Below are 24,099 nucleotides of genomic sequence, written 5' to 3'. Positions count from 1 at the left end.
ATCCGTCTCGTGACATCGCTCTTTGGAACCGATTCGACGAACCATCGAAGGAGAGGAACCACCATGACCAACCTCGCCACCAAGTGGGGAGTAGACGAGAGCCGCTTCTGGATCCACGGCCGAATGCCGCAGGAGACAGTGCGGTTCGACGAGCCGACGGGTCTGTGGAACGTCTACGGTCACGCCGAGACGCTCGCGATTCTCGAGGATCCGGCGACGTACTCGTCCAACACCTTACGGGTGTTCCTCACAGAAACGAATTTGGACGTCGGCGGCGCGTTCGAGGGAAACATCGCCCAGATGGACCCGCCGTTCCACGGCAAGATGCGCAAACTGGTCAATCGTGCCTTCACCCCGAAGACGGTCGCCGATCTTGCGCCGCGGATCGCCACCCTCACCCACGAGTTCCTCGACGAGGTGTCGGGCGGCGACCGAGTCGAACTCGTGTCGGCCCTCGCGTACCCCCTGCCGGTGATCGTCATCGCCGAACTCCTCGGTGTGCCCGCAGATGAGCGGGATCTGTTCCGGGGCTGGGTGGACAAAATATTCGACAATGCCCAGCAGGTGTCGCTCAAGCCCACCGAGGAGGAGCAGCGCGACATCGAGGACAGCCTGCGGCGGACCCGGGGATTGCAGACCTATCTGGGCGACCTGGCGGACGAACGCAGGCGTACGCCCCGGGAGGACCTGCTGAGCAAACTCGCCGAGGCCAAGGTCGACGGGCAGCGCCTCAGCCCCACCGAGGTCGCGAATTTCGCCACCATGCTGCTCTTCGCCGGGCATGTCACCGCCACGATGCTGATCGGCAACACGCTCCTGTGCCTCGACGCAGAGCCGGACATCGAGGCGCGCCTGCGTGCCGACCGCTCGCTCCTGCCGAGCGCCATCGAGGAGTCGCTGCGTTACCTGACACCGTTCTCGACTGTGCACCGGGCCACCGTGACCGACGTGGAGATCGCCGGGCAGCGGATCCCGAAGGACCAGGTGGTCGCGGTGCGCCTCGGTGCCGCCAACCGCGACGAGCGGGTCTTCGCCCGGCCGCACACCTTCGACCCGGGCCGCCATCCCAACCCGCACCTCGGTTTCGGTCGCGGCATCCACTTCTGCATCGGCGCCCCGCTGGCCCGCCTGGAGGGACGGATCGCGCTCGACATCCTGCTCGATCGTTTCCCGGTGTTGCGCGCGGACCCGGAACAGCCGCCCACGTTCCTGCCGTCGACGGACCTGACGGGAGTGAAGTCCCTGACGCTGGTCACCTCCGAGTGAGGTCGTCGGGCCGCGCGATGTCCGGGAGTCCGCGTGGGTGGCGGCGCCCGTCGCGGATCGGGAGCCGGGCGACGTCGACGCGTCGTCGGGCGAGGGCAAGGGCCGCGTCCGCTTCGGTGTGTCTCGACGCGCTGCGGGATCAGGTGGTGATGCCGGGGCGGCTCAGGTAGCCGCCGACGTTCGACCGGGTCCCGAGGACGCCGCGGGGCGTCCGGGCGCCTCCACCGAGGCACCCCGGGCGATCGAAGCCGCCCCGGAAACGCCATCCCCGATCGCGATCAGGTCCGCACCAGCGGCAACAGCGGCCGACGGCGAGGTGGTGCGCACAGTCGTGGCACCACCCTGCCGCGCGGCAGCGCCCGCCTCACCCGGAAGCCCGAACTCGCCAGCGAGGGGCGGCACTTCACCTCCACGCCAAACACGCCCCGACGGGTCTCAGGCGGGGATCGTCTCGACCCGTTCGCGGTTGAGCAGGTACGTGGGCAGGTACGGCTGCTTCTCGGGGACGGGGAAGTCGAAGTCGTAGGCCAGGCTTGCCATCGCGAGCGGTCCGAGGGCCGCCCGGGCGCGCGGCGCGGTCGAGTCGTGCCAGTAAGCGCCGTGGTCTGCGACGGCTTCGGCGAGGACCTCGGCGAAGGCGTCGTGGTCGCGCGTGAGCAGGCGATGGAAGAGGGCGATGGGTTGGTAGTCGATCCGGTTCAGGAAGTCCCGTGGCGCGTGGGTCACGGTCTCGGGCTGGGACGCTTCGATGGTCGCGAGCAACTTTTCCACGATCTCGTCCGTGGGGCGCCGGGACCAATACGCCTGCAGCGTGTCGATCCAGTGCAGGACGTACGCGTCGACGGAGACGTCCTGGCGCAGCACGTCCAGCGGTACCCGGCACAGCCGGTCGGCCCGGCCCCGCTCGCGGCACGTGATCGCGAGGTAGAAGGCGTCGAGCCAGGCACGGGCGTCGGCGGGCGGCGCGGCGGGGATCGGCGGCAGCAACCGTACGAGGTCCTCGCCCAGGTGGCATTCCTGCGCCGGCGCGCCGGTGAACAGCGCGGAGCCGAGCTGCACGGCCGTGGCCCAGGCGTTCCAGGTGTCGATGTCCCCCACTTCGGGGTCGGTGGCGCAATGGGCGTGCGCGAGTGCCAGGGCCGAGGCGAAGGCGTCACCGAGTCCGGCCGGGTCGTCGGCGAGGCGGGCCATCGCCTCGGCTGTGCTGCGGGTGAGTTCGGCTGCGTCGGGCACCTCGGCGGGGGCGCGGGTGGCGAGCCGGCCGGCGCGGTCGAGGCCGACCAGGCCCTTCATCAGCCCGAGCAGGTCCGGCGGGGGTGCGATGGAGAAGTTGCGGGTGTCGTCGTCGATGACCGTGAGCGACTTCAGGCCGCCGCGATGCCACCAGTAGACCCGTGGGGACAGCGCGCCCGGCCCGTCCTGGTGGGCACCGAGGGCGTACGCGGCAAGGTCGTTGACGGCGTCGACCACGGACCGTCGGCGATCGGGTGGTAGGCCGGCAGGTGCCGGGTCGGCACGACGACCAGCGCTCCGGTGTCCGGCAGTGACTCGCCGGTGACCTGCCGGGCCAGTTCGTCCAGGAACAGCGCCTTGCTCGCCACGAACGGCGAGTCGCCGTACACGGTGTGCAGCAACGCCCGTCCCTCGATCGGTACTTCGTCGTGCTCGACGGGCACGCGGATCAGGTTCGTGTACGCCGCCCTGCCCAGTTCCGCCGGCCCGGCACGCTCCACGTCGGCGTCGGTGAGGATCCGGACACTGGTGGCATGTGGAGGGCGTACGTTCACGCCTGCGACCCTATGAGCCGTGTCCGACGCCTCGACGCGGGGCCCGCGGCGAGGACGCCTCACCTAGACGGGACCGGCCGGCCCGGCGCGGGAGTACGTTTGGCGGCGCGGCTGACGATGGCCGTCTCGACGTGGGTGATGCCCAGGCCGACCAGGTCCCGGGAGAGGAAGCCGTAGAGGGCCGTCAGGTCCGGGAAGTACGCGGCCGCGTGCAGGTTCGAGGGTCCCGACGTCGCGAACGCGCCGTGCACCGAGGGGTGGTCGGCCAACGCCCGCCCGGCGGCGGCCAGATGGTCGGGGGCCACGCGCAGCAGGAGTTTGGCCTCGATGGGCAACCCGAGGCGGCGCGGGTCGACCAGGACCTGGGTGATCAGCCGGCCCTGCGCGGCCAGTCGGGCCAGGCGACGGCGCACCGTGCTTTCCGGGTGGTCGGTGCGCGCGGCCAGGGCCGCCGAGGTCAGGCGCGCGTCGGGGGTGAGGGCGTCGACGAGGGACTGTTCCAGCGCGTCGGCGTCGATGCCGTAGGTGCTCGAGGAACCGGACGCGGTTGCCCCGGGCACCGGTTCGGCCGGGCTCAGCGCCGCGCGTTCGCACGTGGTCAGCACTTGGTGACGCCACTCGGAGGTGAGCCGGAAGACGTGCAGGATCGTGGCGCTCTCCAGGGACGTCACCGCCTGGGTGGAAGGCAGTTGACGAAAGACCAGCGGGTCGCGTGAACCCGGCTCGGTACGGGCGACCGCGAAGATCTCGTCACCCGAGGTGGTGACGTCGATGAACGGGATGTCCTCGCGCGCCGCGAGGGCGGCCACGATCGGGTCGAGTCTTCCCCGCAGGACCCGGATGCGCAGGAACAGTGCCCCGGCCGAGCCACCGTTGCGCGGTCGCGCGACCGGTGAGATCACCACGCGCACCGTGCCGTCGGCGCCGAGCGCGTGCAGCCGGCGGCGCACCGTGGCGGGGCTGAGTCCCAGCACGTGGGCCGCCCGCTCCGCGGTGACGCGGCCGTCCACCTGCAAAGCGGCCACCAGCCGTTGATCCAGGGGACTGAGTACGGAATCCGCCGATGCGCTTGCCATGAAGGCGAGTTTCGCCCATTCCGGCGCCGCACGGAACCCATTTCGGGGACCTCGCCCCAAGCATGGATGGCATCCCCCGAGAACATCGGATTCACCACGGAGGTCCATGTGCCCGCGTTCCGGCAACGCGAAGAAGTACGCTTCGTCAGCGGCGACACCTCGTGTGCCGCCTGGCACTATCCGGGGTCCAACGGCGGCTGCGTGATCATGGCCGGCGGCACCTCGGTGACGAAGGAGCCGGCCACGGACCTGTTCGCCGCACGGTTCAACGACGCCGGTTTCGCGGTCCTGGCCTTCGACCACCGACGGTTCGGGAAGAGCGGGGGCATGCCGCGCCAGATCGTCCGCTTCGACGAGCAGGTCGCCGACTGGCACGCCGCGATCGAGTACGCGGCCGGGCTGCCCGACGTCGACCCGGACCGGATCGCGCTCTGGGGCTTCTCGCTCGCCGGCGGCCACGTCTTCCGGGTCGCGGCCGACCACCCGCGACTGGCCTGCGCGATCGCCCAGACCCCGCTGGTCGACGGTCGCGCGATCGCCCCGCACGCGCTGCGCGCGATGACCCCCCGGGCGGCGCTGCGTCTGTTCGGCCGGGGCGTCGCGGACGCGCTCGGCGGCCTCGCCGGACGGCCGCCGCTGCTGGTTCCGACCGCCGGAGCGCGCGGCACGGTCGCCTCGCTCACCACACCCGACGCCATGGACGGCGACCGGGCCCTGGATCCCGAACGTCGCCACACCGACTGGGAGCAGACGGTCGCCGCCCGGATCGCCCTGCGGATCGGCGGCTACCGGCCCGGCCGCCATGCCTCCCGGATCCGCTGCCCGCTGCTGGTGGTCGTCTGCGACCAGGACCAGAGCACGCTCCCCGGCCCCGCCGTCCGAGCCGCCCAAAACGCGCCGGCAGCGGAGGTGCTTCACCTGACGGGCCGCCATTACGCCCCGTTCCTCGAGTCGCACGAACAGGCCGTCGCGGCGGAGATCTCGTTCCTGACGAAGCATCTGATTCCCCGCGACCCCGAATGAGACGAATCACCCGCCGACCTGTGCGGCGGCACCCCACGCCGCGTGTTCCTCACCCGACTCGCCACCACACCGGCCCGGGACCTTGCGACCCACCTCCGCCACCAGGCGTCCCGGGCCGGGGCCGGCCGAACGACCCGACCAGCGCCGGGAGATGCGGGTGTATGTCGGTAGCCTTCGGCGTCATGGACGACATGCATGGAATGGATGCGGCCGAGCTGGGCGTACGGCTGCGTGAACTCGAGGACAAGGTCGACACGATCCTGCGCTACCTCGGCATCGCCTACCCGCCGGGGAGCCTGGACCCGAGCACGATGCCCGACGTGATGCAGGCCGTGCGCGCGGGCCGGAAGATCCAGGCGATCAAGCTCTACCGCGAACGCACGGGCCTGAGTCTCGGGGAGGCCAAGGACGCCATCGACGAACTGACCCGGGGACGCTGAGCACGTCACCGGTCCGGCCCGCGGGCCACGCGGCATCGGGTGGGTCCGAGCGCTCGGAGCGCCGCCGGCGGGCATCGCCTTTAGTGGATCGGGTCGGCGACGAACGCGGATTCGCAGGGCGTTGGGAACCTGCCACCGTGGCCGCGTCCGTTTCTCAACCGACCTGCCAGGCACGGGAGTTCGTTGATGACTTCGTTCTTCGCCACCCGTTCGCGTCCCGATCGGCGGCGGCGCCGATCGGCCGGTTTCGCCGTCGGTCTCGGCGTCGCGGGCGTCCTCGGCCTCACCCCGACCGCCGCCGCGTCGACTCCCCCGGCGGACCGGTCCGCCGCGACCCGGCGGATCGACTGGCATCCCTGCGCCGAGGACACGAGCGCCGATTGCGGCACGCTGACGCTGCCGATGGACTGGGCGCACCCGCGCGGCCGTACCTTCGACATGGCGGTCGCGCGGCGCCGGGCGGGCGACGCGACCGCGCGGATCGGCTCGCTCGTCACCGACTTCGGCGGCCCGGGCCAATCCGGTGTGGACGCCGTGGTGGGCAGGCGAACGGACGTCTTCCCGGCGGAGGTTCGCGCGCGCTTCGACCTTGTCGGGTTCGACGCGCGCGGCTTCGGCCGCAGCAGTCCGATCACGTGCGACATGCCGGCGCTGGGCCGCCAACCCGCCGGCGACCCGGGCACCGACCGTGGATACGCCGAACTCGTGGACTACAACCGCCGGATGGCCGCGAACTGCCGCGCGCTCACCGGTTCGATGTACGACCATGTCGACACCCGCAGCATTGTTCGCGACGTCGAGGCGCTGCGCAGGGCCCTGGGCGACCGCCGACTCACCTACTGGGGTGCGTCGTACGGAACGTTGATCGGCCAACAGTACGCCGAGTTGTTCCCCGGGCGGATCCGCGCCATGACACTGGACAGCAACCTGGACCACGCCCAGGACGTCCGGGGCTACCTCGACACATCGGCGGCGGCGGTCGAGGACTCCTTCGCCGGATTCGCCGCCTGGTGTGGCGCGAGCACGCGGTGCGCGCTGCACGGGCGGGACGTCGGGACGGTCTTCGACGACCTGTACGCGCGGGCCGAGGCGGGCACCCTGTACGACCCGGCGACGCCCGCGAACGGCGTCACCCCCGACTTCCTGGTCCGGCAGGCACAACGGGCGTTCGCCTTCCCGGGTTGGACCGGATTCGCCGACCTGCTCGCGGCCATGGACGCCGCGCCGCCGCATCCGGTGTCGCCGAACAGCCCTTCCTTGAACGGTCGTTGGGTAGGCTACGACCAGAAGATGTTCTGCTCGGATCGGCAGTTGGACCTGGGCGACGCCGGTACCGTCGCGGCGACCGAACGGCGCCTCGCGCGATCGGCTCCGCATACCCGTCGATCGCCCGTCGCGTGGGGCGTGGCGATGTCCTGCCAGGGCCACCCCGTGGCCCTGACCAACCCACCCCGTCGCGGCCACCCGGCGAGGACGGACACGATCACCCTCGTCAACAACCTGCACGACCCGAACACGCCCTATACCTGGGCGACTTCGCTGGCCTTGCGACTTCCCGGCGCCGTCCTGGTCGGTTCCGAGGCATGGGGGCACGGCGCCATCGACAAAAGCCCGTGCGTCGCGACCGTGACGACCCGCTCGCTGGTCGACGCCCACCGACCGGCCCCGGGCACCCGCTGCCCGGCGCCGGCACCCACGGCCGCCGCGCACTGACGGGAGCGGGGCGGGGGGAGTCGCTGTTCCCGCGCGGCACACGGGCGCCAACGGCGTTCATCCCCCGCGACGTTCGACGAGGTGCGCGGCGGCAGCCGGGTGGGCGGGCCGGCGGGCCCGATCGTCCGGGTCCGCGCCGGCCCGCCAACCACGGAAGGTGCAACAACCACCAACTACCCACTGCCCACCCGGAATGCTAGCAATCGTCCGGGTGGTTCCTCGCGACCGTGTCGTGGTCCCGCTGCAGGCCGACGCCGTTTCGGGTGAGGGAGATGCCACCGCAGTCGCCGGCCGCGGAGTTGCCGGTGACGGTGCTGGTGGTAAGGGTGCTGTCGTCGGGGTCGAACCGGTCGAGGCGGGGGCCGTATCCGCGAATGGAGATACCGCCGCCATTGTGCCCGGAGCCGTTGCCGGTGATGGTGGTCGAGGTGATGGCGAAGTGCGCTTCCCCGCCGTTGCGATACGTCGATTGCGAGACGCCGCCGCCGTCGCCGGCGCTCTGGTTGCCGGAGATCGTGGCACCGGTGATGGTCAGCGCACTACGGGTGAACCTGATCCCGCCACCGTCCGCGCCGTCCGAGTCCTGGGTGGGGTTGGTCCCGGTGCGGTTGCCGGAGATCGTGCCGCCGGTGATGACCAGGTTCGCGGTGGAGTCGATACCGCCCCCGTCGTTGCTGCCCCCGGCGAAGCCCCAGTGGAGATCGCCGGGACCACCCGCGCCGCCGTCGCCGGCGACGTTCAGGCACACCGAGGTCTCCGTGAGCTGCGCGCTGCCCGATTCCAGTTCGAGTCCACCACCACGACCGCCCCGGGCGCCGTTGCCGCCGTAACCACCGGGGCCTCCCTTGAGCGGGCCGGCCCAGCCGCCGCCCCCGGCGGTGTTGTTGCAGATCGTGCTGTGCAGCAAGGTGGTTCGGGATGCCTGGCGCGCGGCGATGCCGCCACCATTCCCGCCCTCGTTGGGCAGACTGGCGGCCGGCGCCGTGGCCGCGTCCCCGGGTCCGCCATACTCGGCATGGTTGCCGCTGACGGTGCTGCGCACCAGGGTCAGGGTGCCGGCGTCCATGGCGATGCCGCCGCCGTCCCCGCCGTGGCCGGCAAGGTTGGCCCCCACCTGCACTCCGCCGGCGCCGGAGCGGTTTTCGAGGACGCGGGTGTCCGTGGCGGTCAGCGAGCCGCCTGGCCCGATGTAGATGCCGCCCCCGGATCCGCCTGCGGCGCCGGGGATACCCGGGCCCGCGAAGTTCCACTTGACCAGGACGCGGGTCAGGGTCAGGGCACCGCCGCCGGAGACGAGGATGCCGCCGCCGTTGGCGCCCGCTTCGATCCGGCCGCCGGTGACGGTCAGGTCGGACAGGGCGACCGCCGCGCCGTCGTCGTGCAGGACGCGGAAGGTGGGTGTCCCGCGGTCCTCGCGGGCGAGCGTGGCTCCGCTGCCGTTGATCGTCATGTTGGCGGTGATCGTCGGTAAGGGGACGGTCAATCGGTATGTGCAGTCCTTGGCGAGGGTCAGGGTGGTGTCGGGGTGGGTGTCGGCCGTGCGGATGGCGTCGCTGAGCCGTGCGGGATCGCACGGCACGGAGACTTCCGTGGCCGCGGCTGCGGTGGGTGGGGCCGCGACCGCAACCGCGGGTACGGTCAGGACGGCTGCGGCGGTTGCGGCGAGGAGGGTGGACACCGATTTCGCTTTCACACGGACCTCCTGGGTCATGTGTGTATCGGTAGTACGTGGCACGACCGATCCTGCCGGCGCGGCCGACCCCCGGCCTACGCCATTTCGGGTCACCCGGCCACGGGCCACACGACATCACCGAGACGGGCGGCAGCGACGCCGGAACACCGACGGCCCGCCGACTCGGGAACGGATTCGTTCTCGGACCGCAGGGCGAAGTCCCGTCGGAGTGGCGGGAATCGACATGCCGAGCGGCGGCGGAGCGAGCAACTGCCGGATGGCTCTGGACAGATGGGTCCCCGCGTCGTCGTACGTGGTACTGCCTGTCACTTCGGCCGGAGCGTGGACGAGAGGCGCTACGCCGGTTCGGAACGTCCGGGACGAGGCCACGGGATGGTGGTGTCGCCATCGTCGAGCGGCCGCATGCCGGTGCGCACGGCGGATGGTGTCGGCCGCGTCGGCCGCCCCGATACCCATCTCGTCGTTGAAGTACGGGAAATGCCACCGGCCGGGCGCTTCCACCATGCCGTCGAGTGATTCGGGTGCCTCGCCGACCGGCAGGCCGAAGGTGCGGATCGGCAGTCGAGTCGACCGCTCGCCGAGCCACGATCGGGCATTCGGTCGGCGTCGCTGCCGCCCGTCTCGGTGATGTCGTGTGGCCCGTGGCCGGGTGACCCGAAATGGCGTAGGCCGGGGGTCGGCCGCGCCGGCAGGATCGGTCGTGCCACGTACTACCGATACACACATGACCCAGGAGGTCCGTGTGAAAGCGAAATCGGTGTCCACCCTCCTCGCCGCAACCGCCGCAGCCGTCCTGACCGTACCCGCGGTTGCGGTCGCGGCCCCACCCACCGCAGCCGCGGCCACGGAAGTCTCCGTGCCGTGCGATCCCGCACGGCTCAGCGACGCCATCCGCACGGCCGACACCCACCCCGACACCACCCTGACCCTCGCCAAGGACTGCACATACCGATTGACCGTCCCCTTACCGACGATCACCGCCAACATGACGATCAACGGCAGCAGGGCGATCCTCACCCGCGCACACGGCGCCCCCGACTTCCGGATCCTGCACGACGACGGCGCGACCCTCGCCCTGTCCGACCTGACCATCACCGGCGGCCGGGCCGAACCCGGCGGCAACGGCGGCGGCATCCTGGCGTCCGGCATCCTGAACCTGACCCGGGTCGTGCTGGCCGGCAACGCCGCGGGCCCGGGCGCCCCCGGCGCCCCGGGTGGATCCGGCGGCGGCATCTACATCGGTCCGGTCGGCACGCTGACCGCCGTCGATACCCTCGTCGTCGGCAACACCGCCGGCACCGGCGGCGCACCGCCACAACCGGGTACGGCCGCCGGCCCGGGCGGGGACGGCGGCGGCATCACCATCGACGCCGGTGTCCTGACCCTGGTGGACAGCACGGTCGGCGGCAACCGGGCCGGAACGGGCGGGAAGGGAACGGATGTGGCAGATCCCGGCCAGTACAGCGAGGCGAACGACGGCGGGGGCGGCGGCGGCATCGCCGCGCGCGACGGCTCCCGAACCACCGTGGTGCGCGGCGTGATCTGTGGCAACCTCGCCGGGACCGGCGGCGCGGGCGGCGCGATCAAGGGAGGTACCGGCGGCTACGGCGGAGGCGGGCGCGGCGGCGGCATCGGCGGCGGACTCGACCTGAACACGGGCAGCGCCAGGCTCGAGGACACCACGGTGTGCCACAACTTCTCCGGGGACGGTGGCCGGGGCGGCGCCGGCGATCTCCACCCGGGAGACACCGGTGCTCCCGGTTCCGGGGGCGGTATCGAAACCACCGCGGACCTGATCGTCACCGGCGGCGCGATCACCGACAACGCCACCGGGCACGACGCACGGCGCTCCTCGGATGGGCCCGGCGGCGGGATCAGGACCACATACAGCGACTTGACCGTCACCGGCACCAGGATCACCGGCAATCGCAGTTCCGCTGACGGCGGCGGCATCTCGCAATCGATCTGGCGCGACGGGAAGAGCGGGGTCTTGCTCATCACCTCGGCCACGATCACCGGGAATACCTCCGCTCGCAATGGCGGCGGCATCTCCATTCGCGGATACGGCCCCCGCCTCGACCAGTTGCAGTCCGGCGACAGCACCCTCACCACCAGCACGGTCACCGGCAACACCGCGGCCGGCGAATGCGGCGGTATCTCCCTCAAGCGAATAGGCGCCGATCTGGTGCTGGACCGCGACACGGTCACGGGGAACCATCCGGACAACTGCTGACCAGCAAAAGTCGAGACGACAACACCCCCAACACCCCCCGGACGCCCCGGTCGACGTCGACCGGGGCGTTTCGTCGTGCCACCTCGCCCACGAGGGCGGCGACCGGGTCAGCCCTTCGCGGTGGCCTCGTCCATCTTCCGGCGCAGGCTCAGGGGGCGCATGTCGGTCCACACTTCGTTGATGTGTCCCAGGCATGCGGCTTTGGCGCCGGTTTTGCCCTCCGCCCGCCAGCCGGCCGGGAGTTCACGGTCCGCCGGCCAGAGACTGTACTGCTCCTCGTGGTTGACGACCACCTGGTAGGTGCGATCGTCCTCCTGGTCGTTCCAGCCCTCGTCGTCGCCGCTCATGTCGGTCCCCGTCTTCGCTCGTCGGTCGGTATGGCAACCGTTGAACGAGGCGGAGCGGATTCCGTCACGAACGACCCCGTCGAGGTGAGCGCAAGGCGTCATCCCTCTGCGTCATCCCGCTGCGTCGAGCCGCTCGGCCAGCTCTCGGGCGTGATCCGCCGCCGCCGGGCCCCGGGTCGGGTCCGGGGCCTCGGAGAGGAAGACCAGGGCCAGCATGAGCGCCGCGTCGAGGCGGCCGACCAGCGTCGGCCCGGTCTCGGCGGCCGGCGGCAGCGCCTGTTCCCGGCCGTATCCGGCCCGCAGGGCCGCGAGGTCGAGTTGGTTCTCGGGGTAACGGGCGTACTCGGCCAGCCTGCCGAACTCCAACGTCGCGTCGCCGAGCAGGGCGTTCGACCAGTCGAGGAGCGCGGTGGTCGCGCCGTCGTGCCGCCGGATGTTGGCGCTGCGCACGTCGAGGTGGACCAGGCCGGCCGTGCCGACGGCGGTGAGGTGCCGGGCGGTGCCGGCGAGGTCCGGCGGCTCGGGCCAGTCGTACACATGCCGGCCCACCTCGGTCCAGCGCCGGCGGATGCGGGCCACGATCGCCTGACGGGTGGTCAGCCCCTCGCAGGCGACGGGGACCAGGCGGAGTGGCGGGGGCAACGCGTGCAGGCGGGCGAGGAGCCCGCCGAGGGCGAAGCAGTCGAGCGTGGAGCCGTCGTCGGGGACATAGCGGGAGAGCAGTACGTCCGGGACGTCCGGCCGCTGGGAGAGGAGAAGTTCCAGCGGCTCGGCGACCGGAAGGCCGTGCGCGGCCAGGTGTCGACCGATCGTGTACTCCTGGCTCAGCAGCGCGCGCGTGTCCACGTGCGGGTCGTTGGCGTTGGCGTCGAAGCGGCGGTGCGCGAGGCGCAGCGCGACCTGCCGACCGTCGCGGTCCAGGGCACGGTGGACGGAGAATTCGAGGCCGCTGCCCACCGGCGTGAGCTGGTCGAGCCCCCACCGTTCGGCCAGGCCGTGCAGGGCCGTCAAGTGTTCGGTCATCAGTGGTGGTGATCCGTTCGGTCGTCGGCCGGGCAGTCGAGCGCCTTTTCGTCGTGGGCTCGTCGGGTCCGGCCCGTTCCCTGCCTCGGGGCGAGCGTCGCGGGGGCTGATCGGTCAGGTCCAGTCCTCTTCACGGCCGGCGCCGATCAGCCAGGTCAGGGCCCGGAATCGGCGCAGTGCCTCGCGGGCGTCGGGGGCCTGGAGGCGGACGGTGCGCGGGCCGACGACGTCGACCCCGGCCGTCGCGCTCGCGCGTTCGGCGAGGTAGGGGCTGTCCACGTCGACCTCGATCATGTGCGGGGTGGGCGTCGTGGTGGGTCGATCCGGCGGGTTCGCCAGCGCGGCGGCGGCCTCGCGGCGGATGTCGGTCGAGGTCGCGGCGGGTGTGCGGCAGATCGCCGCGTGGCGGGAGATCGCCGTCTTGACCGTGACCGTGCGGCAGCCCGGCGCGTACCGGGCGGCCTCGGCGCAGGTCAGGTCGTCGCCGGTGACCAGGACCACCGGGACGCCGGCCTCGGCCGCGACGAGCGCGTTGAAGCCGCCCTCGTCGAGCGGGCGTCCGTCGACGCGTACCGCAAGCACGCTGTGCGAGAGGTAGGTGTGGGCGAGCACGCCGGCCTCGCCGGCGCCGGTGTGGTAGCCGACGAACGCCAGTGCGTCCACGTCGAGTTCGAGTCCTTGGAGCATGCCCAGCGGTTTGTTGCGGCCGACGATGAGCAGCGCGCGCGGGTCGAGTTCCTCCAGGAGCACGTTGTCCATGCCGCAGTGGGCGTCGTTGACGATCACCTCGTCGGCGCCGCCGTCCAGGAATCCGGCCACGGCCGCGTTGACGTCGCCGGTGAGCAGGCGTCGAAAACGTTCGTAGCGCGGGTTGCCGGCGGTGACGTCGGCGGGCAACACCGTGCCGGTGGCGCCCTCCATGTCGGCGGAGATCAGCACGCGGGTCATTGCGCCGCCTCCTCGGGGTCGGGACGGTCCTCGTCCGATGGGTTCTCCGAAGGGCTCGTGGACACCAGGTCCACCAAAGCGTGCGTATGCGCATCGCCGCTTTCCCGGACCACCTCGCGGAGGGTCTGCGCGTCGCGGACGGTGGCGAAGTGCACCGTGTCGGGCCCGGCGCGGTAGCCGTACACGGCCGGTCGGGGCAGCGAGTTGTAGGCGAAATGGGAGGAGAAGTAGTAGGCGCCGGTGTCGTACAGCGCCACGACGTCGCCCGGTTCCAGCAGTGGCAGGGCCCGCCCGACAGCGGTCAGATCGCCGGCGAAGCAGCACGGGCCGGCGATGTCCTGGATCTCGTGCGGTGTGTGCTTGGGTCGGCCGTGCGCGTCGAAGGCGCCCACGCGCAGCGGCCACGCCTGGGGCATGAACACCGTGCGGGTGGCGACCTGGGCGCCGGCGTGGGTGATCGCGATCCGTCGGCCGCCGGCGGTCTTGGTGTACTCCACGAGCGAGCCGATCGTGCCGTTCTTGGCGAGCAGCGAGCGGCCGAACTCGGTGACCAACCGGTAGCTCCCGTCCAGGAGTTCGGGTACGGCCGCGCGCAGTTGGGCGACGTGGTCGGCGAAGGTCGGGTCGTCCTCGTCGTCGGCGAAGTTCACCGGCAGGCCGCCGCCGATGTCCAGGTCGGTGATCTGTCGGCGACCCAGGACGGTGTTGATGTGCTCGGCGAGTTCGTACGTGGCGCGCAGGCCGGCGGCGATCAGCGGCAGCGGACAGCCCTGGGAACCGACGTGCGCGTGCAGCCGGTTCAGCCACGGCCGGCGGGCGAACGCCTCCACCACGGCCTCGACCGCGCCCGGGTCGCGCAGCGCGATGCCGAACTTGGACGTGGCGGTCGCGGTGCTCATCGCGCCGATCGCGCCGGCGCCGACCTGCGGGTTGACCCGAATCCCGATCGGCCCTGCGGCCAGGTGCTCGGCCACGAGCGCGTCGACGCGGGCCAGTTCCTGGAAGTTGTCGATGTTGACGGCGATGCCGTGTGCGAGGGCGCGGCGCAGTTCCTCGACCGTCTTGGCCGGGCTGTCCAGGACCAGCCGCTCGGGGGCGAACCCGGCGGCCAGGGCCTGCTCCAGTTCGCCGGGCGAGGCGACCTCGCAGCCCATCCCGGCGTCGGCGAGCAGCCGCAGGACCGGGACCAGGGCGCACGCCTTGGCGGCGAACGTGTGCAGCACGGGCGTGTCGCCGAACGCCGCCGTCAGCGCGTCGACCGAGGCCCGGATGCCGTCCACGTCCAGCAGGCCCACCAGGGGCTGCTCCGGGCCGAGCAGGCCCTGTGCCACGGCCTGGGCCAGAGCCGCCTCTCGGGCCGCTCGACGCCGTCGGGCCACTGCGGAAGTCATGTGCGCCACCCTTCGAGGATGTCAGGTCGTCCGCGCTTGGTTCGAGTCGCATGTACAGCTTGCCCCCGACTTGCCCCGACGCGGGCACGAGTCGGCGTGGGGTGCGACCGAAGGACCGATGTCGCCGCGGTGGACACCTCCCGGTCCGGCACCGGGAACGGCTGCCCGGATCCTGGGCGATGGGTGCTCGGCGCGCGAGTCGGCCCAGGAGTGCCGAGGCCGCGGCGATGGCGAGTGCCGCGGCCGCCAGGAGCACGCCGAAGTCGGCGGCGAGGTGGGCCGGCGTCCCCAGAAGCAGGCCGCGCAGCACGTCGACCTCGTAGCCGAGCGGATTGACGGCGACGACACCGCGCAGCCGGCCCGGGCGTCGCCGTGCGGGCGATCGATGCCTCGACGGCCGCCACCCACCGGCCTGTTGATGGGGTGGCGGTCGGTGCTCCCTTAGGCTCGGGGCATGATGACGCCGGCAGAGATCGATCTCGAACTGGACGACGGTCGAAGACTGCATGTGTACGACGCCCACACCGAAGGTGCCGAGGCCGCGCTCGCGGTGGTGTGGCAGCACGGCACGCCGAACATCGGAGCGCCGCCCGAACCCCTGTTCCCGGCCGCCGTCCGGCACGGCATCCGCTGGATCTCCTACGACCGGCCCGGCTACGGGGGATCGACGCCGCTCCCGGGTCGGGACGTGGCGGCAGCCGCGGCGGACGTTTCGGCGATCGCCGACGCGCTTGGCATCGACCGGTTCGCGGTCATGGGCGCCTCCGGTGGGGGCCCGCACGGGCTCGCGTGTGCCGCGCTGCTGCCCGATCGGGTCGTGGGTGTGGTCTGCGCGGCGGGACTGGCCCCGCTCGGCGCGAACGGGCTGGACTGGTTCGCGGGCATGGGGCCGTTCGGCGAAGCCGAGCTGCGCGCCGCGGTCCAGGGACGCGCGACGCTGGAGAAGTTCCTGTCCGCCGGTGACTTCGACGCGGAGATGTTCATCCCGGCGGATCACGCCGCGCTGGAGGGCGCGTGGTCCTGGCTGGGCGACGTGGCCGGCAAGGGCCTGGAGAACGGCATCGGCGGAATGGTGGACGACGACCTGGCATACGTCGCCCCATGGGGATTCGACCCCGAGCAGGTCCACGCACCCACCCTGGTCCTGCACGGCGGCCTGGACCGGGTCGTACCCAGCTCCCACGGCGAGTGGCTCGCGCGCCACTGCCCCTCGGCGGAACTGCGGCTGCGCCCCGAGGACGGACACATCTCGATCCTCGACTCCGCCACACAGGCCCTGGGTTGGCTGCGCGACCACGCCGAGTGAACGGCGGCGACCGCACAGGCCCGTCACCGTACCGCCCCCGATCGACGGCGCAGCCGGCCGCAACTCGCCGTCGACAACACCAGGTTCGGCTCCGGGCGAGCCGGCGCCGGGGGTTGTCCCCCGATCTGGCTTCGCCGGCCGCTCCCTATCCTGATCATCTCTACGTCGGGAGGCCAAGCGCATGACGAACTACGCTCGTATGTACCGCTTCGGGATGACGCCCTGGGAGTCCTATGGGGAAGCGGCGAGTGACAACATTTCGGTGGTGCTCGATCGCGAGGAAGCCGACCGCCCGCGGCCACTCGGCCGCGCTCTCGATCTCGGGTGCGGGCGTGGCCAGTTCACTCCGGAGCTCGCGCGGCGGGGGTGGCAGGCCGTGGGCATCGACTACGTACCGGCCGCGATGGCGGCGGCCCGGGAGAGAGGCGATGCCGGAGTCACCTACGTCGAAGGGGATGTGACCGACCTGCAGTCCGCCGGTCTGGAAGGAACCTTCGACTTCTTCCTCGACATCGGTTGTTTCCAGGGTTTCGACGCCGGGCAGCGACAGGCCGTCGGTCGTGGTGTCACGGCCCTGGCCAAGCCGGACGCCACGTTGCTGATGCTCGCATTCGGGCCGACGCGGGTCCGCTCCTTCATCGGCGGCGTGAGTCGGGACGAGGTCGAGGCCGCGTTTCCGAACTGGGAGCTGCTGACGGTTGAACCGGCGGCCACCGCAGGTCTGGGCTGGCCGATGAACAAGACGAAACCGGAGTGGTTCCGCTTCCGCCGACAGTCCTGAACCACGGCGTCCGAGGGCACCGACGACTCGCCCGCCGTTCGGTGCTCACGACCGTTGCGAGATGCCGCCGGGCTTCCGGTCGGCGGGCCGCCACCGGCGCGGGACGTATCCGGAACAATCGCGTCAAGCGGTGTGACACGGGGTCGGGACGTCGTACGGCGGTACCACTGTCCCTCTCGGCCCGTGGGCCGATGAGCGCGGCGCCCGTCGAGAGCAGGCTCGTGATCGCCAACGCCCGTACGTCGACCGTGACTTCGTCGCGGAAGATGCGGGCGCACGGCGCCACGACACATCCGCAGCGAAGGGTTCACGTGTGAAGATCCTCCGACGGCCGGCGACCGCCCTGGCGCCGGCCGTGGCCTTGGCCGCTCTCTTGAACGTACCCGCCGTCGCCGCCCCGGCCGCGGACGATCCGTCGAACGCGCCCGTCGGCGCGATCCGCTGGCAACCCTGCGCCCAGGACGCCACCGCCGACTGCGGAACGCTCTCCCTGCCCGTCGATTGGCACCACCCCCGGGGAGCGAGGTTCGACCTCGCCCTGGCTCGCCGGCGGGCCACCGATCCCGCGCACCGGATCGGCCCGCTCGTCTTCGGGCCCGGCGGCCCGGGGCAGTCCGGGGTCAATGTCATCCTCAGGAATACCGAGTTCGGCCCGGAGGTGCGCGCCCGCTTCGACCTCGTCGGCTACGACCCGCGCGGCGGCAACCGGAGCAACCCGCTGCGCTGCGACCCGGCCGTCGTCGACCGCCACCCGAGCGCCGATCCGGTCACCCCGGCCGGATTCGCCGCGCTGACCGCGTACAACCGGGACCTGGCAGCCAGTTGCCGTCAGGGGACCGGGCCGTTGTACGACCACCTCGACACCACGAGCGTCGCGCGGGACGTCGACGCCATCCGGGCCGCCCTCGGCGAACGCCGACTGACGTTCGTCGGCGGGTCGTACGGCACGATGGCCGGCCAGCGGTACGCCGAACTCTTCCCGCACCGCATCCGCGCCCTGGTCGTCGACGGCAACCTCGATCACAGTGCGGACACCGGGCGCTTCCTCGACAGCGGCACGGTCGCGGCCGAGGACTCCTTCGCGGAGTTCGTGCGCTGGTGCGACGCGGACACCCGCTGCATGTTGCACGGCCGCGACCCGGCCGGGGTGTACGCCCGGCTGTACCAACGCGCCGAGGCCGGCACGCTCGCCCTACCCGGTGACCCGAACACCCGATTGACCCCGTACGCGCTGAGCGATCACGTCGTCAAGGGCTTCTACGAACCGTCCTGGTCGCAACTGGCCGCCCGGCTCGACGACCTCGACAGGCAACCCCCCGGCCGGCCGACGCTGCCGCCGTTCACCCCGCCGCCCAACCGCGACACCCCGTACAAGCAGGCGATGTTCTGCTCCGACTTCCGGATCGACATCGCCGGCGCCGACGAACTCGCGGCCACCAAGCGGCGGATGGCTGCGCTCGCACCCCGGCTGCGGCTGTCCGGGCTCACCTGGGACATGCTGACCACCTGCCTGGGCAATCCCGTACCGGTCACGAATCCACCCCGCCCGTACCGGGTGCACGGCGCTCCGCCGATCCTGGTGATCAACAGCCGCCACGACCCGGCCACCCCGTACACCTTCGCCGTCGAGGTGGCCCGGCAGATCCCGCGGGCGGTGCTCCTGACGTATGACGGCTGGGGGCATATCGCGTTCGAACGAAGTGCGTGCGTCCGGGCGGCGATGGACCGCTATCTGATCGACCTGCGGACCCCGCCCGTCGGCACCCACTGCGCGCCCGAACCACCGGCCGCCGGGTGATCAGGAGGGCAGGAACACATCGAGCATCGGGAGCAGCAGGTCGGCGCGGCGCATCACGCCCATGTGGGTGGTGCCGGGGAGGACCGCCGACTGCGCGTCCGGGATGAGTTCGTGCATGCGCGCGGCGTGCTCCACGCGGACGAAGTCGGTGTCACCGATCACCAGGAGCGTGCGGGCGGTGATCGACCGCAGCTCGTCCTCGGTCCACTCGGCGAACCCGTGCGCGAGCGCTGCCGCTGGGCTGCCCGATCAGGCAGTCCGGCGGGGCCTGTTGTCTGCCCTCCGCGCTCTTCCGTCGCGGCGTTTCCTGCGGCAGGCTCGCTCCCAAGAGGATGCACGTGGTCTCGTTCGAACGGATCCTTCATGCGGCACACCACCGAGTCCCGACGCAACGCCGGTCCCGACCGCGAACAGCCCAGGCCCCGCGACGCAGTGCGGACTCCCGGCCCGCCCACCGCCGGACGCGGCCGGCCGTTGCCGGCGGGTGCGCCGGCTGCCCTGCAACGGTCGATCGGGAACGCGGCCGTCGCGCGGATGGTCGAGCGTGAGCGGAACCGGCCCGGCGCCGGCCACGGCCGGGGTGCCGTGCAGCGCTCCGGGGACGGCGCGGCGGGCGGGCCCGACGTCGTGCGCGAGGCCGCGAAATCGGCGGAGCGCGGCGGCAATCGGCTGCCGGGCGGGGTGCGCCGGACCCTGGAGGACGCCTTCGGCACCAGGCTCGACCACGTCAGGGTCTCGGTCGACGAGCGGGCCGCCGCGAGCATCGACGCCAAGGCGTACACCGTCGGCAACAACATCGTCGTCCGGAGCGCGAGCGTCCTGCGCGATGTCGAGACGATGGCCCACGAGATCCACCACACCACCCAGCACGACGCCCCCGCCGGCCTCAGCGACCCCGACAACAGGTGGGAGCGCGAGGCCTCCGAGGTCGGCGCCCGGGTGGCCCGCGGCGAGGGTGTGCAACGCTCCGCCATCGACGGCGAGAAGCGTGACGAGGAGCATGACGAGACCGGGCAACGCCTCGCGATCCAACGCCGCGTCGGCTTCGAGTTCGAGTCGCAGTGGCGAGTGCGCGACCACAACAACCTCACCGCCGCGGACGAGCAGAACTACCAGGACGAGGTATCGCGGCGTGATGCGGTCATCGGCGCGCAGATCCTGATGAAGATGGCCCTCCGACAGTTCGCCGACCTGCTGGATCCGACCGAGCTGACCCAGACGTCCGAACAGCTGCGGAACGAGTGGCTCAGCCCGCTGCCGCAGACGCGGCCGAACGACCCATCGTTCCAGACCACTGCCGCGGGCAGCGCGCGGCTCGAACGAGCGCGGCAGGAGAAGCCCGCCGAGTACGCGGTGCACAAGGAGGAGGCCGCCCTGCCGTTGTTGGGCAACGGCGTGATCCGGGAGACTCCGCTTCGCGGCCGTGACGTCCCGAAGATGGGTACGGTCGGCCGGGGCAGGGGCTACCGGCTCACCTCGGACGTCAGCCCGACCGGCGGCGCGGCCCTGGAATGGGTGACCGATCCACTCGACACGAGGGACGAACTCCTCGGTGTGATGGACGAGATCACCCGGGTCTCGGGTGCCCTGGACGCCCGGAAGGACCAGGAGTCCTTCCCGCTCCAGGAGGTGGGGCTCGGGGGCTTCACGGCGGACGCCGGGATCATGGTGTTCCCGCTGCGCGGTGAGATCGTCTACGCACCGCAGATGACCGGCGGTTTCAAGCTGGACGAACTGCCCCGGCTGGTGAAGTACCTGAACGTGCCGGCCAAACGTCCCTGGAACGCCTCGAGTTCCGCCTTCGAACAGCGGCAGGAGGCCGGCGCGGACCTGCACGAGGACAACCTCCGCGTGGTCGACGGCATCCGTGCGCAGGCCGAGTCGCAGGCCGAGAAGCTCGGCAAGGAGATCACGGGCGGTGCGTCCACGAGCGGGCTGGTCGGTCTGACCACGCTGATCGGCAGCTACTTGAGATACGGCGACGACCTGCCGACCAGGGCGAACTCGAAGTCGATCGCGGGCGGTCTGATGTCTCGCACGTCCTTCGCCCACAACTTCACGCTGCTGCCCCTTCCGTTCCGGGTCTACTACCGCGAGCACCCGGACGCGTTCGCCGCGTTCATCCTGAGCGCAGCCGGCTTCGACCCGAACGACCGGCAGACCCTGGTGTACCCCAAGACCGTCGAACACGGGGACGCCGGTCAGCGCACCGAGCGGGCGATCCCGCTGACCCGCCACCGGTGGCTGGCGGGCATGCCGGCCGGCAAGGATCTGCTGCGGAACTACAAACACCTGACCCAGGTGGAGAAGGCCGAGGTCGGCGAGGCGGACTGGACGCACATCCACGAATCCCTCGGCGCGCTGGGTTCGGTGGACGACCGGGTGGGCGGAGTCGGCAAGGAGGAGGTCGCCCTGGTGGCCGAACTGCGTCGGATGAAGGCCGGCCTGCGCACCGCGGACCTCCAGCCGCTCGCGGTCGCCGCCTTCGACCTGGTCCAGCGGTTGAACGAGGAGAAGCGGCTCAAGTACGAGAAGGAGAAGCGGTAGCACCGGCCGTCCACGGAGGAAAAGGAGGACCGGACGGCTCCGCCGCACCTCGCGGTAAAGCGGTAAAGCGGTAAGTAAAGCTGTAAAGCGGTGGGCGGTGAAGGCGTGGCGTACGCGTTCACGACCGTCTGAACGTCACCCCCTCGCCACGACGGGCGCACGCGGCCCTGGGCCCCACCGCGACCGTGCCGGCCCCATCCGGCAGACCTCGGCAGCCACTTCGCCGCCCCTCCGGTGACGGCCGGGCCCCCTCGGTCGGCCGAAATGGCCGGAATAGCCGGAATTACGGCCCGGCTCGACCGGGAACCACCAGAACCCGAACCGGGCCCTGTTCCCGCAGCCCGACACGGGTGGGCGCGAGCCGGCGCCGGCGACGCAGCGGGGGCGGGGTACGGCCGGCACACGATGATCACCGGGTGGGTATTGTGGCGAGCTGCCGCCGAAGAGGGGAACCATGGAGTTGTCGGGCGCCGCCGATCCGCGGTGGGTCGGACCGTACGCGGTGCTCGGCCTGCTCGGCGCCGGCGGCATGGGCAAGGTGTACCTGGGCCGTTCGGCCGGCGGTCACACCGTGGCGGTCAAGGTCGTCCGTCCCGAACTCGCCGACGACCCGGTGTTCCGGGCCCGCTTCGGACAGGAGGTCGCGGCCGCCCGACGGGTCTCCGGTGCCTTCACCGCCCCGGTCGTGGACGCCGATCCGGATGCTCCGGTCCCCTGGATGGCAACGGCGTTCGTGCCCGGCGTCGCCCTCCATGCGGCGGTCACCCGGCACGGGGCGCTGCCCGAGGCGTCGTTGCGCATGCTGGTCGCCGGGCTGGCCGAGGCGCTGCGGAGCGTGCACGCCGCCGGCCTGATCCACCGCGATCTCAAACCGTCGAACGTCCTGGTCGCGCTCGACGGACCGCACGTCATCGACTTCGGGATCTCGCGGGCGGTGGAGGGAACCTCGCACACCCGCAGCGGCGCGGTGGTCGGCTCGCCCGGGTACATGTCGCCCGAACAGGCCCTGGACCAACCGCTCACGCCGATCAGCGACGTCTTCGCGCTGGGCGCCACCGCGTATTTCGCCGCGACCGGGCTGCCACCGTTCGGGAGCGGCAACGCCGCCGCGCTGATGTTCCGCGTCGCCGGCACCGAGCCGGACCACACGCCGCTGGCCGGGCTCGGCGTACCGCTTCGCGCGCTGATCCTGCGCTGCCTCGCCAAGGACCCCGCGGCCCGGCCCGATCCGGCCCAGGTGGTCGCGGACATCGAACAACACGGCGTCGACGTGCCCGCCGGGAGCTGGCTGCCCGCGCCGCTGACCGCCGACATCATGGCGGTCCGCGCGTCGATCCTCACCGCTCCCACGCCCCCGCCCCCGCGCATACCTCCGACGCAGCCGTACCCATGGCCCTGGCCTGCGCCGCCGCCATCGCAGCCCTCCGCTCAGGGCCCCCGCAGGATCAGCCGCCGTGCGCTGCTCTTCGGCGCTGCGGCGGGCACGGTCGCGGTGGCCGGTGGCATCACGGCGGCCGTCATGCTGCCGGCATCCGGTGGCGGCAGCGCCGAGAACGCCGGCCGCAGCACCGGAGCCGGAGGCGGTCCGACGGCCGCCCCGAAGACGCTCCCGACGACGCCCCTCACCGCACCCGACGCCGTCGTCCGCAAGATGCCGAACCTCGACATCAAGTGCCTCGGCCTCGTGCTGAGCGGCGAAGGCCTGGTCAACCTCGGCCTGCTCGAGGCGACCGGCCTGGACCTGGACGGCAAAGTCCGCTGGGCACCGATCCGAATAGCGCCTGCCCCCGTGTTCAAGAACCCGCCCGCCGCCGTCCGCAACGGCATCCTCTACCTCTGCGGGAGCGCCGGATCCCCGATGGTCTCGGGCCTGCACGCCATGGACGTCGCGACGGGAAAACTCCTGTGGAGTGCCGGGTTTCCAGTCGCGGGCTGGAAGGTGGGGACCGTCGCCGGAGTCCTCGGCGACACCGTGTTCGTCTCCGGCATCGCCTCCAGCAAGGACCCGGTCCAAGGTTTCGTCTGGGCTGTCGACGCACGCACGCGCAGCACGCTGTGGCAGGAATCCGGCGAGGATGTGACGGCGGTGCCGTTGGTACCACCCACGACCGAGGCGATGATCCTGGCAGGCGGCACCGGTGGCGGCGGCCTCGCGGACGGCCAGGTGGTCGTGCTCGACCCGGCGACCGGCAGGCGTGGCTGGCGGAAGCCGGTGCCCGGCGGCTCCTTCGCGAGCTGGACGAATGCGACCGGGTGCTTCGCCGGGAGCTCCTACGTATACGGGGGAAGGTCAGTCACCGCGGTCGACCCCGGTGGCAGGGTGCGGTGGACCTTCAACGCCACCCGCAACGGGTACGACATCTTCGACGTACCGGTCGCGAGTCCGGACGGACAAACGGTGTATGTCACCTGCGACGTCGGCCTCTTCGCCCTCGACGCGGGAACCGGCAAACCGAAGTGGGCCACCGCGCCGCAAGGCGGTTCGCTCAAGGAGACCGGCGTGGCCTCGGCCGGGATCCGGATCGCGGACGGCAACGTGTACGTGACGGACAACAGGGCGAACGTGTGGGCCGTGGACGCCGCGACGGGCATCGGCCGGTGGAAGTACAACGACCCGGTGCAGAGCGCCGTCAGCGCCCCGCTCATCGCGGCCGGCGGCGGCCGGTTGTGGAGCGCCAACGGCACCTCGCTGGTCGTCGTCGCCGCGAGCGGGGCGTAACCGCCGAC

19 protein-coding genes are annotated in these 24,099 nt (G+C 71.7%); 10 read left to right on the top strand and 9 right to left on the bottom strand.

Annotation, left to right across the window (positions count from 1 at the left end):
• Positions 1-63 precede the first annotated feature (63 nt).
• Positions 64-1,266, top strand: a complete 1,203-nt coding sequence (locus ABIA38_RS36195) for a cytochrome P450 (RefSeq protein ID WP_424643198.1) — start codon at positions 64-66, stop codon at positions 1,264-1,266.
• A gap of 435 nt (positions 1,267-1,701) precedes the next feature.
• On the opposite strand, the gene ABIA38_RS36190 is transcribed toward ABIA38_RS36195, so the two are convergent.
• Genes ABIA38_RS36190 through ABIA38_RS36180 form a run of 3 tightly spaced genes read right to left on the bottom strand, consistent with a single transcriptional unit; the run spans position 1,702 to position 4,129 of the window.
• Entirely contained in the window at positions 1,702-2,736 is a 1,035-nt protein-coding gene (locus ABIA38_RS36190) for an immunity 49 family protein (RefSeq protein WP_424643197.1), read from the bottom strand.
• Positions 2,631-3,053 carry a hypothetical protein gene (locus tag ABIA38_RS36185; protein WP_424643196.1) on the bottom strand — a complete coding sequence of 141 codons (423 nt, stop codon included), beginning with the start codon at positions 3,051-3,053 and terminating at the stop codon, positions 2,631-2,633. The genes ABIA38_RS36190 and ABIA38_RS36185 overlap by 106 nt, the downstream gene beginning before the upstream one ends.
• Before the next feature lie 59 nt (positions 3,054-3,112).
• The gene (locus tag ABIA38_RS36180) at positions 3,113-4,129 is read right to left on the bottom strand and encodes an Lrp/AsnC family transcriptional regulator (RefSeq protein ID WP_424643195.1); all 1,017 of its coding nucleotides are present in this window, start codon (positions 4,127-4,129) and stop codon (positions 3,113-3,115) included.
• Positions 4,130-4,195: 66 nt separating this feature from the next.
• Here ABIA38_RS36180 and ABIA38_RS36175 point away from each other — a divergent pair, with 66 nt between their 5' ends.
• From ABIA38_RS36175 to ABIA38_RS36165, 3 genes are all read left to right on the top strand, one after another.
• Positions 4,196-5,152: an alpha/beta hydrolase gene (locus ABIA38_RS36175; RefSeq protein WP_424643194.1), complete on the top strand. Its 957-nt coding sequence runs from the start codon at positions 4,196-4,198 to the stop codon at positions 5,150-5,152.
• Between the two features lie 182 nt (positions 5,153-5,334).
• Complete coding sequence (locus ABIA38_RS36170; RefSeq protein WP_424643193.1) at positions 5,335-5,592, top strand: ribosomal protein L7/L12; 258 nt, start codon at positions 5,335-5,337, stop codon at positions 5,590-5,592.
• 186 nt (positions 5,593-5,778) lie between these two features.
• Positions 5,779-7,305, top strand: a complete 1,527-nt coding sequence (locus ABIA38_RS36165; RefSeq protein ID WP_424643192.1) for an alpha/beta fold hydrolase — start codon at positions 5,779-5,781, stop codon at positions 7,303-7,305.
• A gap of 196 nt (positions 7,306-7,501) precedes the next feature.
• Here ABIA38_RS36165 and ABIA38_RS36160 read toward each other — a convergent pair whose 3' ends face one another.
• On the bottom strand, positions 7,502-8,998 hold the full coding sequence (locus ABIA38_RS36160; RefSeq protein ID WP_424643191.1) for a hypothetical protein: 1,497 nt from the start codon (positions 8,996-8,998) through the stop codon (positions 7,502-7,504).
• Positions 8,999-9,740: 742 nt separating this feature from the next.
• On the opposite strand from ABIA38_RS36160, the gene ABIA38_RS36155 reads away from it, so the two are divergent.
• Positions 9,741-11,231: a hypothetical protein gene (locus ABIA38_RS36155; RefSeq protein ID WP_424643190.1), complete on the top strand. Its 1,491-nt coding sequence runs from the start codon at positions 9,741-9,743 to the stop codon at positions 11,229-11,231.
• 107 nt (positions 11,232-11,338) lie between these two features.
• Here the strand turns inward: ABIA38_RS36155 and ABIA38_RS36150 are convergent, their stop codons facing one another.
• The 4 genes from ABIA38_RS36150 to ABIA38_RS36135 form a co-directional block, all read right to left on the bottom strand.
• Positions 11,339-11,578: an MbtH family protein gene (locus tag ABIA38_RS36150; protein WP_424643189.1), complete on the bottom strand. Its 240-nt coding sequence runs from the start codon at positions 11,576-11,578 to the stop codon at positions 11,339-11,341.
• A 111-nt stretch (positions 11,579-11,689) separates the two neighbouring features.
• Positions 11,690-12,601, bottom strand: a complete 912-nt coding sequence (locus tag ABIA38_RS36145; protein ID WP_424643188.1) for a phosphotransferase family protein — start codon at positions 12,599-12,601, stop codon at positions 11,690-11,692.
• A gap of 114 nt (positions 12,602-12,715) precedes the next feature.
• Entirely contained in the window at positions 12,716-13,549 is an 834-nt protein-coding gene (locus tag ABIA38_RS36140) for a M55 family metallopeptidase (RefSeq protein WP_424643187.1), read from the bottom strand.
• On the bottom strand, positions 13,546-14,940 hold the full coding sequence (locus ABIA38_RS36135; RefSeq protein WP_424643186.1) for a diaminopimelate decarboxylase: 1,395 nt from the start codon (positions 14,938-14,940) through the stop codon (positions 13,546-13,548). The genes ABIA38_RS36140 and ABIA38_RS36135 overlap by 4 nt, the downstream gene beginning before the upstream one ends.
• Before the next feature lie 457 nt (positions 14,941-15,397).
• Here ABIA38_RS36135 and ABIA38_RS36130 point away from each other — a divergent pair, with 457 nt between their 5' ends.
• From ABIA38_RS36130 to ABIA38_RS36120, 3 genes are all read left to right on the top strand, one after another.
• On the top strand, positions 15,398-16,246 hold the full coding sequence (locus tag ABIA38_RS36130; RefSeq protein ID WP_424643202.1) for an alpha/beta fold hydrolase: 849 nt from the start codon (positions 15,398-15,400) through the stop codon (positions 16,244-16,246).
• Between the two features lie 181 nt (positions 16,247-16,427).
• A complete protein-coding gene (locus ABIA38_RS36125) occupies positions 16,428-17,027 on the top strand; it encodes a class I SAM-dependent methyltransferase (protein ID WP_424643185.1) in 600 nt (199 codons plus the stop codon).
• Positions 17,028-17,340: 313 nt separating this feature from the next.
• Positions 17,341-18,825, top strand: a complete 1,485-nt coding sequence (locus ABIA38_RS36120) for an alpha/beta hydrolase (protein WP_424643184.1) — start codon at positions 17,341-17,343, stop codon at positions 18,823-18,825.
• Here ABIA38_RS36120 and ABIA38_RS36115 read toward each other — a convergent pair whose 3' ends face one another.
• A complete protein-coding gene (locus tag ABIA38_RS36115) occupies positions 18,826-18,987 on the bottom strand; it encodes an alpha/beta fold hydrolase (protein WP_424643183.1) in 162 nt (53 codons plus the stop codon).
• A gap of 201 nt (positions 18,988-19,188) precedes the next feature.
• Here ABIA38_RS36115 and ABIA38_RS36110 point away from each other — a divergent pair, with 201 nt between their 5' ends.
• Together ABIA38_RS36110 and ABIA38_RS36105 are read left to right on the top strand one after the other, a co-directional pair.
• Complete coding sequence (locus ABIA38_RS36110; RefSeq protein WP_424643182.1) at positions 19,189-21,372, top strand: DUF4157 domain-containing protein; 2,184 nt, start codon at positions 19,189-19,191, stop codon at positions 21,370-21,372.
• Positions 21,373-21,826: 454 nt separating this feature from the next.
• Positions 21,827-24,091, top strand: coding sequence for a protein kinase domain-containing protein (locus tag ABIA38_RS36105; RefSeq protein WP_424643181.1), 2,265 nt, complete (start codon positions 21,827-21,829; stop codon positions 24,089-24,091).
• Positions 24,092-24,099: the final 8 nt, after the last annotated feature.

Origin of the sequence: Embleya sp. AB8 (assembly GCF_049739465.1) — a bacterium.
Taxonomy (GTDB): Bacteria; Actinomycetota; Actinomycetes; order Streptomycetales; family Streptomycetaceae; genus Embleya.
Note: the sequence above shows the minus strand (reverse complement) of the source record. Positions and strands in the feature narration are given on the sequence as shown.

What these genes read in the sequence shown, in the direction of transcription:
- ABIA38_RS36130 (WP_424643202.1), top strand. Translation starts at nt 15,398, where the DNA reads ATGACGCCGGCAGAGATCGATCTCGAACTGGACGACGGTCGAAGACTG.
- ABIA38_RS36195 (WP_424643198.1), top strand. Translation starts at nt 64, where the DNA reads ATGACCAACCTCGCCACCAAGTGGGGAGTAGACGAGAGCCGCTTCTGG.
- ABIA38_RS36105 (WP_424643181.1), top strand. Translation starts at nt 21,827, where the DNA reads ATGGAGTTGTCGGGCGCCGCCGATCCGCGGTGGGTCGGACCGTACGCG.
- ABIA38_RS36165 (WP_424643192.1), top strand. Translation starts at nt 5,779, where the DNA reads ATGACTTCGTTCTTCGCCACCCGTTCGCGTCCCGATCGGCGGCGGCGC.
- ABIA38_RS36175 (WP_424643194.1), top strand. Translation starts at nt 4,196, where the DNA reads ATGGCATCCCCCGAGAACATCGGATTCACCACGGAGGTCCATGTGCCC.
- ABIA38_RS36180 (WP_424643195.1), bottom strand. Translation starts at nt 4,129, where the DNA reads ATGGCAAGCGCATCGGCGGATTCCGTACTCAGTCCCCTGGATCAACGG.
- ABIA38_RS36140 (WP_424643187.1), bottom strand. Translation starts at nt 13,549, where the DNA reads ATGACCCGCGTGCTGATCTCCGCCGACATGGAGGGCGCCACCGGCACG.
- ABIA38_RS36170 (WP_424643193.1), top strand. Translation starts at nt 5,335, where the DNA reads ATGGACGACATGCATGGAATGGATGCGGCCGAGCTGGGCGTACGGCTG.
- ABIA38_RS36150 (WP_424643189.1), bottom strand. Translation starts at nt 11,578, where the DNA reads ATGAGCGGCGACGACGAGGGCTGGAACGACCAGGAGGACGATCGCACC.
- ABIA38_RS36145 (WP_424643188.1), bottom strand. Translation starts at nt 12,601, where the DNA reads ATGACCGAACACTTGACGGCCCTGCACGGCCTGGCCGAACGGTGGGGG.
- ABIA38_RS36135 (WP_424643186.1), bottom strand. Translation starts at nt 14,940, where the DNA reads ATGACTTCCGCAGTGGCCCGACGGCGTCGAGCGGCCCGAGAGGCGGCT.
- ABIA38_RS36110 (WP_424643182.1), top strand. Translation starts at nt 19,189, where the DNA reads ATGCGGCACACCACCGAGTCCCGACGCAACGCCGGTCCCGACCGCGAA.
- ABIA38_RS36125 (WP_424643185.1), top strand. Translation starts at nt 16,428, where the DNA reads ATGACGAACTACGCTCGTATGTACCGCTTCGGGATGACGCCCTGGGAG.